The sequence below is a fragment of the Pseudoalteromonas sp. 2CM41L genome (assembly GCF_023161905.1).
In the GTDB taxonomy this organism is placed as follows: Bacteria; Pseudomonadota; Gammaproteobacteria; order Enterobacterales; family Alteromonadaceae; genus Pseudoalteromonas; species Pseudoalteromonas atlantica.
Window position 1 is genome coordinate 339,058 of sequence record NZ_JALNTN010000003.1, and the last position, 12,649, is coordinate 351,706.

The 12,649-nt window shown below is 40.3% G+C and carries 13 protein-coding genes; 8 read left to right on the forward strand and 5 right to left on the reverse strand.

The window, feature by feature from the left end:
- The first annotated feature begins 1 nt into the window (after position 1).
- Positions 2-1,666, forward strand: coding sequence for a glutamine--tRNA ligase (gene glnS / locus MTF64_RS06420; RefSeq protein ID WP_248450928.1), 1,665 nt, complete (start codon positions 2-4; stop codon positions 1,664-1,666).
- A 126-nt stretch (positions 1,667-1,792) separates the two neighbouring features.
- Here glnS and fur read toward each other — a convergent pair whose 3' ends face one another.
- From fur to MTF64_RS06445, 5 genes are all read right to left on the reverse strand, one after another.
- Positions 1,793-2,236, reverse strand: coding sequence for a ferric iron uptake transcriptional regulator (gene fur, locus MTF64_RS06425; RefSeq protein ID WP_004586675.1), 444 nt, complete (start codon positions 2,234-2,236; stop codon positions 1,793-1,795).
- Positions 2,237-2,426: 190 nt separating this feature from the next.
- Positions 2,427-2,954 carry a flavodoxin FldA gene (fldA, locus tag MTF64_RS06430; RefSeq protein WP_004586674.1) on the reverse strand — a complete coding sequence of 176 codons (528 nt, stop codon included), beginning with the start codon at positions 2,952-2,954 and terminating at the stop codon, positions 2,427-2,429.
- Positions 2,955-2,968: 14 nt separating this feature from the next.
- Complete coding sequence (gene ybfE, locus MTF64_RS06435) at positions 2,969-3,247, reverse strand: LexA regulated protein (RefSeq protein WP_004586673.1); 279 nt, start codon at positions 3,245-3,247, stop codon at positions 2,969-2,971.
- A gap of 2 nt (positions 3,248-3,249) precedes the next feature.
- On the reverse strand, positions 3,250-3,471 hold the full coding sequence (locus MTF64_RS06440; RefSeq protein WP_004586672.1) for a DUF2788 domain-containing protein: 222 nt from the start codon (positions 3,469-3,471) through the stop codon (positions 3,250-3,252).
- A 95-nt stretch (positions 3,472-3,566) separates the two neighbouring features.
- The gene (locus MTF64_RS06445) at positions 3,567-4,334 is read right to left on the reverse strand and encodes an alpha/beta fold hydrolase (RefSeq protein WP_055253688.1); all 768 of its coding nucleotides are present in this window, start codon (positions 4,332-4,334) and stop codon (positions 3,567-3,569) included.
- Positions 4,335-4,678: 344 nt separating this feature from the next.
- Here MTF64_RS06445 and seqA point away from each other — a divergent pair, with 344 nt between their 5' ends.
- From seqA to MTF64_RS06480, 7 genes are all read left to right on the forward strand, one after another.
- Positions 4,679-5,254 carry a replication initiation negative regulator SeqA gene (gene seqA, locus MTF64_RS06450; protein ID WP_024033550.1) on the forward strand — a complete coding sequence of 192 codons (576 nt, stop codon included), beginning with the start codon at positions 4,679-4,681 and terminating at the stop codon, positions 5,252-5,254.
- Between the two features lie 10 nt (positions 5,255-5,264).
- Positions 5,265-6,902 (forward strand): phosphoglucomutase (alpha-D-glucose-1,6-bisphosphate-dependent), encoded by a 1,638-nt coding sequence (gene pgm, locus MTF64_RS06455; protein WP_004586669.1) that lies wholly within the window; start codon positions 5,265-5,267, stop codon positions 6,900-6,902.
- A gap of 79 nt (positions 6,903-6,981) precedes the next feature.
- On the forward strand, positions 6,982-8,034 hold the full coding sequence (gene astE / locus MTF64_RS06460; RefSeq protein WP_029773602.1) for a succinylglutamate desuccinylase: 1,053 nt from the start codon (positions 6,982-6,984) through the stop codon (positions 8,032-8,034).
- Positions 8,035-8,299: 265 nt separating this feature from the next.
- Positions 8,300-9,514: a thiamine pyrophosphate-dependent dehydrogenase E1 component subunit alpha gene (locus tag MTF64_RS06465; protein ID WP_004586667.1), complete on the forward strand. Its 1,215-nt coding sequence runs from the start codon at positions 8,300-8,302 to the stop codon at positions 9,512-9,514.
- Complete coding sequence (locus MTF64_RS06470; protein WP_248450929.1) at positions 9,514-10,491, forward strand: alpha-ketoacid dehydrogenase subunit beta; 978 nt, start codon at positions 9,514-9,516, stop codon at positions 10,489-10,491. Before MTF64_RS06465 ends, MTF64_RS06470 begins: the two co-directional genes overlap by 1 nt.
- Before the next feature lie 8 nt (positions 10,492-10,499).
- Positions 10,500-12,098 (forward strand): dihydrolipoyllysine-residue acetyltransferase, encoded by a 1,599-nt coding sequence (locus MTF64_RS06475; protein WP_248450930.1) that lies wholly within the window; start codon positions 10,500-10,502, stop codon positions 12,096-12,098.
- Between the two features lie 140 nt (positions 12,099-12,238).
- Positions 12,239-12,604, forward strand: coding sequence for a DUF805 domain-containing protein (locus tag MTF64_RS06480; protein WP_054982556.1), 366 nt, complete (start codon positions 12,239-12,241; stop codon positions 12,602-12,604).
- Positions 12,605-12,649: the final 45 nt, after the last annotated feature.

Genomic DNA, 12,649 nt, shown 5'->3' on the forward strand with positions numbered 1-12,649 from the left:
TATGGCGGAAATTGAGAATCGCCCAAGTAACTTTATAAGAACTCGAATTGATGAAGATTTAGCAAGTGGCAAACATGCAACTACGCATACACGTTTTCCACCTGAACCAAATGGCTTTTTACATATTGGCCATGCAAAATCAATTTGTTTGAATTTTGGCATTGCAAAAGATTACGATGGTTTATGTAACCTACGTTTTGATGATACAAACCCAGAAAAAGAAGATATTAACTACGTTAATTCAATCAAAGAAGACGTGCAGTGGTTAGGCTTCAACTGGAGTGGTGAGATAAAATATTCGTCAAACTATTTTGATACCCTATACGGCTATGCAGTAGAGCTTATTGAAAAAGGCTTAGCGTACGTTTGTTTTTTAACGGCCGATCAAGCACGCGAGTATCGAGGTACGTTAAAAGAGCCGGGTAAAAACAGCCCATACAGAGACACCTCAATAGAAGAAAACCTCGCATTGTTTGAAAAAATGCGCGCGGGTGAATTCAAAGAAGGTGAGTGTGTTCTTCGCGCTAAAATTGATATGGCAAGCTCATTTATGGTGCTTCGCGATCCAATTATTTACCGCGTTCGTTTTGCTCATCACCATCAAACAGGCGACAAGTGGTGCATTTACCCAATGTATGACTTCACACATTGTATTTCTGATGCGCTTGAAGGGATAACCCATTCATTGTGTACACTTGAGTTTCAAGATAACCGTCGTTTATACGACTGGGTACTTGATAATATCAGCCTTGAATGCCACCCACAGCAAATTGAGTTTTCGCGCTTAAATCTTGAATATACAATTATGTCTAAGCGTAAGCTAAACGACTTAGTTGTAAATAACTATGTAGAAGGGTGGGATGACCCACGTATGCCAACTATTGCTGGTTTACGTCGTCGTGGTTATACACCGGCTTCAATACGTGAGTTCTGTTTACGTATCGGTGTGACTAAGCAAGAAAACATGGTTGAAATGGGCATGCTTGAAGCGTGTATCCGTGAAGACTTAAATGAAAACGCACCACGTGCAATGGCAGTACTCGATCCAGTTAAAGTTGTAATAGAAAACTTTGATGCAGATAAAGTAGAGACATTGTCGGTAGCTAACCACCCTAATAAAGAAGAAATGGGGCGTCGTGAAGTACCGTTTACTCGTGAGCTTTTCATTGAGCGTGAAGATTTCCGCGAAGAAGCGAATAATAAATTTAAACGCTTAGTACTTGATAAAGAAGTACGCTTACGTGGTGCTTATGTAATTAAAGCCCAGCGTGTAGAAAAAGATGAAAATGGTGAAATTACCACTATTTACTGTACTTACGACAACGAAACACTAGGTAAAAACCCAAGTGACGGTCGTAAAGTAAAAGGGGTTATTCATTGGGTTTCTGCGCCTGAGTCGGTTAATGCAGAAGTTAGATTGTATGACCGTTTATTTAATGTACCAAACCCAGGTGCAGCTGAAGAGTTCGAATCAACACTTAACCCTGATTCGTTAGTTGTATTAGAAAATGCAAAACTAGAAGCATCGCTTGCTAAAGCCGAACCGGCTCAAGGCTTCCAGTTTGAGCGTACTGGCTATTTCTCACGTGATACAAAGTCAGAAAATTTAGTATTCAACCAAACGGTTGGTCTTAGAGATTCATGGGCTAAAATCGAGAAGCAGTAACGCTTTAAAATACCAATTTGCATAATATATTATTATTGCAAATTGGTATTAAACATAGTTTAAATGTTTAATTTTAAGCACAAAAAAACCTGCAATAGCAGGTTTTTTTATTACTATAGCGCGTTATTAGCTATTTGAATCGCTAAATGCTTTACACGCTGCTTTGTCTTGACACTCACCGTATAGGTATAAAGAGTGATTTGTTAGTGTAATACCGTTTTCTTCGGCTATTTCTAACTGGCGACGTTCAATTAAGTCATCTTCAAATTCAACAACTTTACCACATTTTAAACACACTAGGTGGTCGTGGTGAGTGCTGCCAGAAAGTTCAAATACTGACTTTCCGCCTTCAAAATGGTGACGGCTTACAATACCTGCGTCATCAAATTGGTTTAATACACGGTAAACAGTCGCAAGACCAATTTCTTCACCTAAATCTAAAAGAATTTTGTATACATCTTCAGCGCTGATGTGTTGGTTATCTGGAGATTGTAGAATTTCTAAGATTTTAATACGCGGTAAAGTTACTTTTAAACCGGCTTTTTTAAGTTCCAAGTTATGATCAGTCATTAAATCTGTCTCAAATTTGTTTGGTTATACTAGACATCTCTTACAGATGCACACGACACATTAGCAATAACAAGGATAACGCGCCTAAGCACTGAGTGCAAAGAACAATTGATCAATTTTGCTATTAATTCTAAAGTCGCTAACTGTTTGATAATTATTTAAACAGTTAGCGATAAAAGGGGGGGGGAGGTTAGTCTGCTAGTTCGCTTAAGCACATTTCATCATATACTTGTGCGCACCATGCTTTAACACGTTGTTCTGTTAATTCAGGTTGGCGGTCTTCATCAATACCTAAGCCTACAAAGTGCGTATCATCAGCCATACCTTTAGATGCTTCAAAGTCGTAGCCTTCACTAGACCAATGACCAACCACAATAGCACCGCGCTCGGTAACGATATCGTTGATCATACCCATAGCGTCTAAAAAGTATTCTGCGTAGTCTTCTTGGTCGCCACAACCAAAAATAGCCACTAGCTTACCTTCAAAGTCTACTTCTTCAAGCTCAGGGAAAAAGTCATCCCAATCACATTGTGCTTCACCGTAGTACCAAGTAGGAATACCGAATAAGATTAAATCGAACTCTGCAATCTCTTCTTTAGAGCTTTTTGCAATGTCGTGTACAGCCACAAGCTTTTTACCCAATTCTTTTTGGATCATTTTTGCTACGTGTTCTGTATTACCTGTGTCACTTCCGAAAAAAATGCCTACACTTGCCATGGACTTCAAACCTTTTATCTATCAATAGCCAATCTTTCTTGTAAAATTGTTTCAATCAGCGCACTACGGCTAATATTTTGTGCATCTGCCATATCACTCAGTGCCTGATATAACTGTGATGAAACTTTAAATTCTACACGCTTTAAACCGCGTGCTTTATCTCGTTTTATTTGATTACGTTTATTAACCTTTAACTGCATATCCCTTGGTAAAGGGTTCGTTTTAGGCCTGCCTGGGCGCTTTTCGTATTCAAATAAATCGGGAGTTGTTCTATCTGTTTCTGACTTCGCCATGCCTAACCTACACCTGCACCTTGCCAAAAAACTTGTATAAGTCCTTTCGCAATAAAGCCAGAACACCCTAAAAAGAGGACGCCCCACACAATGTAGCGACCAAACTTAGGTACGTTACCACTATTAAGTACGTCTTTAATTGCCAGGCCGATGAATACAAAAATACCGGCTAAGCCAAAGTACAACCCTAGGGTATCAAATTCGTTAATAAACTGACTGACCATCAACGTATAACCTTTAAATTAAACGGCGCGTACTATAGCATATAAATATGCATTAATTTAGTACGGATAACCAAAAACACATGATTAAAATTGCATTAAAGCCCTGTTAAAAAGTCATTTATTGCTTTATTAACTGCAGCGGGTTTTTGTGCATGAAGCCAATGTCCTGCACCGTGTATAATTTTTGCTCGTGTATTTTTAAAGCGCTTTGTTATTTCATCGCGGTATTCTGGCAGTATGTAATCAGAATCGTTACCTTTGATAAACAAAGTATCGCACAAACAAGAATTGTTTTCATTAACATTGGCTGTGATTGTCGAATATTTTTCATCAAGTACATCTAAATTAAATCGCCATTTGTACTGTCCATCGTCGTTTTTAGCTAAGCTTTTTAGTAAAAACTGCCTAACACCTAGCTCATTAATGTACTCGCTCATAATAGCATCAGCTTGTTTTCTATCAGTAACCTGGCTAGTTGCCACTTTTTTTAGTGCATTAATAATTTGTGTGTGGCGGGCAGGGTAACTCACAGGGGCAATATCAAGTACCACCAGCTTATTTACTTTTTGGCTATGCATTAGCGCCACTTCCATCGCCACTTTACCGCCCATTGAATGGCCAATCAGGTGCGCATTGTTAATATTTAACGCGTTCATTAGCTCAACAATATCTGCGGCCATTGCAGGGTAGTTCATTTCATTACTGTGCGGTGAAGCGCCATGGTTACGCAAATCTACATTCGTTACCCTAAAGTGCTCGCTCAATGGTTTTGCAATAACATTTAGGTTTTCTAAAGAGCCAAATAAACCATGAATGATCACTACATCCGGACCTTCACCGTATTGTTTATAGTTTAATAGCATGACCGCCTCCTAAAATTTTGGCTTAGTTTGCCGAGCATTGCCCTAAAAAGCAAAAGATATAACGGTTAACTGCTCTGCACGCGCCTTTTATGGGGTAACACAGTTTATTTTTACGCCAGTTATGGGCTCTTTGGTGTTACCAGTCTAATGGAGATAATAATATGGGTAGTACTTTTAAAAGCTGTTAATTACTACATTGGGTTTATAAGCAAATAATCAACACACCTTTATTAGCGCGTTTATAGGTTATGTTTGTGCGAGTGCTTGTTGTAACTCGCATTTATATTTGGTTTGGGTATAATCACGGGGAAAGAAAAAATGTGGCCCGTAATGACAGGAACAACATGAAACAAATCGACATAGACGACGAGTTATATCAGTATATTGCTAGCAATACACAAAGTATTGGCGAAAGCGCATCCACTATTTTACGTCGTTTATTAAATCTAAACGGTGATGACAACACTCCCGTTGCTAAGAACAATCAAAACAACCAAACAGCTACTCAAGCCCCACTTGACGACACGCCAGCTACTAACGACAGCCAAGAGCAAGAGGTTGTCACACCCGTGAAGCAAACAAACGCTAATGTATTTAATATTCTAAATAAAGAAGAACTAGCAATGCAAAAAGGGGTGGTAGGCAGGTTTTTATTTATTTTAAGTGCTTTTTATAGAACGCATAAAAAAGAGTTTAGTGCTGTGCTTGATATAAAAGGGCGCGACCGCGTTTACTTTGCAACCAGCAAAGAAGACTTAGTTAATAGCGGCAGTAGTATGAACCCTAAAAACATTACCGACAGTGAGTACTGGGTAATGACAAATTCAAACACGACACGTAAAAAAATGATGCTACACGAGGTTGCGCTGTGCTTAGGTTATTCAGCAGAGCAAGCAGAAGAAATTCGCGATTACTTGTAAGGAAATAAACATGGCTATTCATTCAGGTGCTGGGAAAACTGCGCCACATTCAACTTTAGTTAACGTACCAAAACTGGTATCGGCTTATTATTTAAATGAGCCAGACTTAGAGCAAAACCCAGAGCATTGTGTTGCTTTTGGTACGTCGGGTCACCGTGGTTGCTCTTACGATGTTAAGTTTAACGAATCTCATATTTTAGCCATTACACAAGCTATTTGTGACTACAGAAAGCAAAATGACATTTTTGGTCCGCTTTTTTTAGGTAAAGATACGCATGCATTAAGTGAAGCTGCTTTTAACTCTGCCATAGAAGTATTAGTGGCTAATGAGGTGCAAGTAATTACCCAGCAAAATCACGATTACACGCCAACCCCTGTCATTAGCCATGCTATTGTTTGCCATAACAAATTAAATCCTAACGAATTAGCCGATGGTATTGTGGTAACGCCTTCACATAACCCGCCAGAAGACGGTGGCTTTAAGTACAATCCACCTAACGGTGGCCCAGCAGATACCGACGTAACTAAATGGATTGAAGACAGAGCAAATCAATTACTATTAGAAGATTTAGTAGAAGTTGAGCTGTTTCCATTTGCTAAAGCATCGCGTTCAGGGTTTATTAAATACGAAGACCTAATGACGCCATACATTAACGACTTAGAAAATATCGTTAATTTAAAAGCCGTTAGCGATGCGGGTATTAAAGTAGGTATTGACCCGCTAGGTGGCTCTGGTATTAACTTTTGGCCATTAATAGCGCAAAAATATAATTTAGATTTAACCGTAGTAAACGACAGTGTTGATCCGCGTTTTGCATTTATGCCACTTGATAAAGATGGCAAAATCCGTATGGATTGCTCATCACCTTACTCAATGGCTAATTTAATTAAATTAAAAGACGACTTTGATATTGCTATTGGCAACGACCCAGATTACGACCGCCACGGTATTGTTACCCCAGATGGATTAATGAATCCTAATCACTTTTTAGCGGTAGCGATTGATTATTTATTAAAACACCGCGACTGGGACAGCAGTGTAGAAATTGGCAAAACGCTGGTTTCTAGCTCAATGATTGACCGCGTAGTAGCTCGTAATGAGCGTAAAGTTAAAGAAGTGCCGGTTGGCTTTAAGTGGTTTGTAGATGGCTTAAACAAAGGTAAACTTGCCTTTGGTGGCGAAGAAAGTGCGGGTGCTGCGTTTTTACGATTTGATGGCAGCGTATGGTGTACCGACAAAGACGGCTTTATAATGGGGTTACTTGCAGCTGAAATACTCGCAGTAACAGGTAAAACACCATCAGCGCTTTATAAAGAGCTAGAGCAAGAATTTGGCTCTCCACTATATAAGCGTTTAGATGCCCCTGCTAGCAGTGCGCAAAAGTCACGTTTAAAAGCACTTAGTGCAAGCGATGTTAAAGCCGATACATTAGCTGGCGAACCTATTTTACAAAAATTGACTCATGCCCCTGGCAATGATGCGGCCATTGGCGGCTTAAAAGTAGTGACTGAAAACGGCTGGTTTGCAGCTCGTCCTTCTGGTACTGAAGATATTTATAAAATTTATCTTGAGTCTTTCAAAGGTGAAGAGCATTTAGCACTACTAGAAAAAGAAGCGAAGCAATTAGTTGATTCTGTGATCAGCTAACACGGCTTACACTATTTAAAAACGGCTGATTTATTCAGCCGTTTTTGTTTGTATCTCTCACATTATAAAAGGGCTTATCATGTTAGCCAAACCAGATTATTTAAATGAACTAATAAATAGCGGCGATTTTTTAACACTCAGTCGCGACAATGAATGGCATTTAGAGGCAAGTGAATTTGCTTTAGAAAATGGCACGCGCGTAACCGTTCACGATACAGGCGTTATTGAATTTCAACCTCAGGGTACAACAACAAAAGATGTTGTGCTTTCAAGCGCTGTACACGGTAACGAAACCGCACCTATAGAAATATGTGACGAGCTAATAAAAACCATAATAAAAGGTGAGCTTGCATTAAATCAGCGTGTGCTCTTTATATTTGGTAATCCAAAATCAATAAATATTGGCCTGCGTTTTGTAGAAGAAAACCTAAACCGTTTGTTTAACGGCCACCACACTGTTGAAGGTGTGCCAATGAACGATGAGCGCAAACGCGCAGCAAAACTAGAAGAGTATGTAACTGACTTTTTTACACGAGGTGAGCAAGGCAGTGCACGTTATCATTATGATTTACATACTGCTATACGTGGCTCAAAAAATGAAAAATTCGCTGTGTATCCTTATCTTCATGGTAAACCATGGAAAAAATCACAGTTACAATTTTTACTTAGCTGCGGTGTAAATACCGTATTAATGATGAAATCACCGGCAACCACATTCAGTTACTATTCTTCGTTTGTTCATGGCGCTGATTCATTTACCGTTGAACTGGGTCAAGTTAAACCGTTTGGTGAAAACGACATGGCTCGCTTTGCAAAAACCAAGCAAACGCTAACTGCATTAATTAGCCAAAAAGAAGTCCAATACCCTCAATTTAATGCAAGTGATTTTGAGCTGTTTGCCGTGCATCGCACAATTAATAGAACGCAGCAGGACTTTAGCTTTCCGTTTTCTGATGATGCAGAAAATTTCACAGGGTTTGCTAAAGGTGAGTTGCTAGCAACAGACGGCGATACCCCTTATTATGCCGATGTGGAAGGGGAAGCTATTATTTTTCCAAATGCGCACGTTGCGCTTGGGCAAAGGGCATTGCTTACCGTTATTCCTATGCAAGTAGATAGTAATTTCGTCTAATAAAACTCATCAGACCACTCATCTTAAATATTTAACTGTATGTTTTTATTAGTTTAATAAATGCGTACAGTTAACTTTCCATCTTTTTAATCGTATTTTACTTTTGTTTCGTCTTACACTTGTTGAATAACATCTTACGTTAACGTAAGGTGGTGGCAGCTTTAATTAAATACAGCGCAGATGCTGCAAAGTTTATTCGCAAGCCTCACCCATAATAAAAACTTAAAAGGGGTGCTGTATCACAGACAACAAGAGAAGGTAGGTTATGAGTAATCCAAATAACGTATCGCTGAATATTAACCACGACCTCGAGTTTATAGACGGTCATGCGCTAACTATTCCAACCCTTAGTATTTTAACTGAGGACGGCGACATTCATCCTAGTGCTACCGCACCGACTATTTCTAAACACACAGCGATTAAACTATACGAAACAATGCGTTTTATTCGCCTACTCGATGAGCGGATGCAAGGGGCGCAGCGCCAAGGCCGCGTAAGCTTTTATATGCAATGTTTAGGTGAAGAAGCCGCTGTTACTGCCTCTGCTGCTGCACTTGATCAAGATGACATGATTATGGCGCAATACCGCGAGCAAGCCGCTTTGCATTACCGCGGATTTACGCTTGACCAATTTATGAATCAAATGTTTTCTAATGAGTTAGATTTAGGAAAAGGCCGCCAAATGCCGATTCATTATGGTTCAAAAGAATTAAATTATATGACCATATCATCGCCCCTCGGTACGCAAATTCCTCAAGCTACAGGGTATGCCTACGGGCAAAAAGTAAAACACATTGACGCAAAAACCGGCGAACTTGCAAGCACCATAGATAATGTGACTATTTGTTACTTTGGTGAGGGAGCAGCATCTGAAGGTGACTTTCATGCGGGTTTAAATATGGCTGCGGTACACAAAGCCCCTGTTATATTTTTTGCACGTAATAACGGGTATGCAATATCAACACCTGCAGATGAGCAATTTAAAGGCGATGGTATAGCATCGCGAGGCGTAGGGTATGGCATTAAAACCATACGAGTTGATGGCTCAGATGCATTAGCCGTGTTTGCAGCAACACAAAAGGCCCGCGAAATTGCAGCAACGCAGGGCGAGCCGGTATTAATTGAGTCAATAGCGTACAGATTAGGTGCTCACTCAACCTCAGATGATCCAAGTGGTTACCGCTCAAAAGATGAAGAGGCCACGCATAAAGTTTGCCCAATTGATAAATTTAAAAAATGGTTAATCAAACAAGAGTGGTTAAACGAAGAGGACGATGCTAAAGCGAAAGACACTATTCGTGAAGATATTTTAGCCGCCCTTAAACGTGCTGAAAAAGTGCAAAAGCCAGCGCTTGAAGAGCTAATATCAGATGTTTACGATACGCCAATTCCTTCACTTGAGCGCCAATATAACGACTTAAAAGCACATATAAAGCAGCACCCAGATGCGTACCCAATCACAGCAGGGAGAATTAAGTAATGGCTAAAATGAACATGCTACACGCAATTAATTCTGCGCTCGATATCACCATGAATGAGCACCCTCAGGCGTGTATTTTTGGGGAAGATGTTGGCTATTTTGGTGGTGTTTTTAGAGCGACCTCAGGTTTGCAAGAAAAGTACGGTAAACACCGTGTATTTAACACACCGCTTACAGAGCAAGGTATTTTAGGTTTTGCCAATGGCTTAGCCGCGTTTGGCGCGCCTGCACTTGCTGAAATACAATTTGCTGATTATATTTTTCCGGCATTTGACCAAATAGTTAATGAGTCTGCCAAGTTTAGATACCGCAGTGGTAATGAATTTAACGTGGGCAATTTAACGATACGAACACCGTATGGTGGCGGTATTGCGGGGGGCTTATATCACTCACAATCGCCAGAGGCATACTTTGCCCATACGCCAGGGCTAAAAATAGTGGTACCGCGTAACCCGTACCAAGCAAAAGGGTTACTACGAGCAAGTATTAAAGACGATAACCCCGTTATTTTCTTCGAGCCTAAACGTTTATACCGCGCTTCTATCGGCGAAGTACCAGAGGATGATTACAGCATTGAGCTGGGTAAAGCAGAAGTAGTACAAGAAGGTACAGATATCACTGTACTTGCGTGGGGCGCGCAAATGGAAATTGTTGAAAACGCAGCAAAACAAGCCAATGAACAAGGCATTAGTTGTGAGGTGATTGACCTTAGAAGCATATTACCTTGGGATGTTGAGACAATTGCTAAGTCGGTCACTAAAACAGGACGTTTAGTGATAAGCCACGAAGCGCCTATTACCAATGGCTTTGGTGCCGAAATTGCGGCGACTATTCAGCAAGAGTGCTTTTTACACCTTGAGTCACCTATTATGCGAGTATGTGGGTTAGATACACCTTACCCATTAGCACTTGAAAAAGAATATGTGCCTGATGCGCTAAAAGTAATGGCCGCAATTAAACAATCAATGGATTTTTAGGGGATACCATGGCTAAAGATTTTATATTACCCGATATTGGTGAAGGCATTGTTGAGTGCGAAGTGGTTGAATGGCTAATACAAGAGGGTGACACAGTAAAAGAAGATCAACCCATTTGTGACGTGATGACCGATAAAGCCCTGGTGCAAATTCCGGCTGTGCACGATGGCGTAATCACTAAATTGTATTATCAAAAAGGGGAGATAGCCCAGGTTCATGCACCCTTGTTTGCTATGAATGTAGCCGATGAGCAAAACCAAAGCGATGAAACACACACAGAGCAAGTGCAAAATACACAAAGCGACAACGCATCGTCAGAGCATTTAGAAGATTTTATTCTTCCAGATATTGGTGAGGGGATTGTTGAGTGTGAGATAGTTGATTGGCTAGTGGCCGAAGGCGATGAAATACAAGAAGATCAGGCTGTGTGTGATGTAATGACCGACAAAGCACTGGTACAAATTCCGGCTAAATACACAGGTACAGTGCAAAAGCTTTACTATCAAAAAGGTGAAATTGCTCAGGTACATAGCCCGTTATTTCAAATGAGCATAGCCGGCAGTACAGCTAAACCCAATGTAGATGTAAACGACGCCGTTGTAAAAGCACAAAGTAAAGCGGCAGATAAATCTGTAGCAACGCAGCAAACAACAGCAAATAAAGTTGTTAATAAAAAAGCGGTTGCCTCTCCAGCTGTAAGGCGCAAAGCGCGAGAGCTTGATGTTGATTTAACGTGCGTACCGGGCAGCGGTAAAAATGGCCGCATTTATAAACAAGACATAGAAGAATTTATTAAAGGTGAGGTACCTAGCACAATAGATACATCACCACTTAGCAGTGCTACTACTAAAAACAGCGTTACTCAAAATAAAGAGCCAAAATCGCCACAAACACAAAACGGTGGTATGCGAGCAGAGCCAATTAAAGGCATTAAAGCGGCTATGGCAAAGCAAATGATGGCCTCGGTCTCTACAATCCCACACTTTACCTTTAGTGACGAGATAGACTTAACGCAATTAATTGCCCTGCGAGCGAGTTTAAAAGAGCAATATAAAGCGCAAGGTGTAAAACTCACTATGATGCCATTTTTTATCAAAGCGTTATCGCTTGCGATGAAAGAGTACCCAGTGCTTAATTCTAAAGTAAATGATGATTGCACTGAGCTTACCTACTATGACGATCATAATATTGGGGTAGCAGTGGATTCAAAAGTGGGTTTGCTAGTACCTAACATTAAATCGTGCCAATCTAAGAGTATTGTTGAAGTTGCAAACAGTTTAACAAGCTTAACTGATGCAGCACGCGAGGGGCGCGTAGCGCCAGATGACTTAAAAGGGGGCACCATTAGCATTTCAAATATTGGGGCAATTGGCGGCACTATTGCGACCCCGATTATTAATAAGCCAGAAGTTGCTATTGTAGCATTAGGGAAGTTACAACACTTACCGCGCTTTGATGAAAGCGGCCAAGTTGTTAGCAAAGCTATTATGCAAGTGAGTTGGTCAGGCGATCACCGCGTTATTGATGGCGGTACAATTGCTCGCTTTAATAATTTGTGGAAATCGTATTTAGAAAACCCATCGGCAATGATGATGGCAATGAGTTAAAAATTAAACTTATAAAAAAACCAGCAATTTGCTGGTTTTTTGTTTTAAAGCGCGGTGTTTTTAATTAAGATACAAATGTTACTAAAAGGTAATAAAACAAACCCGCTAGGGAATATAAAAACTAACACTAAGGAATTGTAATGGAACATTATATGAACGCGCTGCGTAGCTACGCAGATTTTTCAGGACGCAATCGCCGTAAAGCATTTTGGATGTTTTACTTAATAAATTTATTAATCAGCATAGTACTAGGTGTTGTTGATGAGCTTATGGGTGTAGCTGTAATTGGTACTATCTATAGCTTGGCACTGTTAATTCCTCAATTGAGCGCTGGCGCACGCCGTTTACACGATACTGGCCGCTCTGGCTGGTGGCAGCTACTTTGGTTAGTGCCAATCATTGGCTGGATTGTTATAATTGTATTCCTTGCGCAAGACTCACATGAAGGTGAGAACGATTATGGCCCAAATCCAAAAGAGTTAGCGGCTGAACCTGTTTCTGTATAAATAATACGCTAACATTAAAAAAGCTCAGCAATTGCTGAGCTTTTT

Bases quoted from the DNA above. Each gene is read 5' to 3' on its own strand.
- fldA (WP_004586674.1), bottom strand. From the start codon at position 2,954: ATGGCAAGTGTAGGCATTTTTTTCGGAAGTGACACAGGTAATACAGAA.
- MTF64_RS06475 (WP_248450930.1), top strand. From the start codon at position 10,500: ATGGCTAAAGATTTTATATTACCCGATATTGGTGAAGGCATTGTTGAG.
- glnS (WP_248450928.1), top strand. From the start codon at position 2: ATGGCGGAAATTGAGAATCGCCCAAGTAACTTTATAAGAACTCGAATT.
- ybfE (WP_004586673.1), bottom strand. From the start codon at position 3,247: ATGGCGAAGTCAGAAACAGATAGAACAACTCCCGATTTATTTGAATAC.
- MTF64_RS06465 (WP_004586667.1), top strand. From the start codon at position 8,300: ATGAGTAATCCAAATAACGTATCGCTGAATATTAACCACGACCTCGAG.
- pgm (WP_004586669.1), top strand. From the start codon at position 5,265: ATGGCTATTCATTCAGGTGCTGGGAAAACTGCGCCACATTCAACTTTA.
- MTF64_RS06445 (WP_055253688.1), bottom strand. From the start codon at position 4,334: ATGCTATTAAACTATAAACAATACGGTGAAGGTCCGGATGTAGTGATC.
- fur (WP_004586675.1), bottom strand. From the start codon at position 2,236: ATGACTGATCATAACTTGGAACTTAAAAAAGCCGGTTTAAAAGTAACT.
- MTF64_RS06470 (WP_248450929.1), top strand. From the start codon at position 9,514: ATGGCTAAAATGAACATGCTACACGCAATTAATTCTGCGCTCGATATC.
- MTF64_RS06480 (WP_054982556.1), top strand. From the start codon at position 12,239: ATGGAACATTATATGAACGCGCTGCGTAGCTACGCAGATTTTTCAGGA.
- astE (WP_029773602.1), top strand. From the start codon at position 6,982: ATGTTAGCCAAACCAGATTATTTAAATGAACTAATAAATAGCGGCGAT.
- seqA (WP_024033550.1), top strand. From the start codon at position 4,679: ATGAAACAAATCGACATAGACGACGAGTTATATCAGTATATTGCTAGC.
- MTF64_RS06440 (WP_004586672.1), bottom strand. From the start codon at position 3,471: ATGGTCAGTCAGTTTATTAACGAATTTGATACCCTAGGGTTGTACTTT.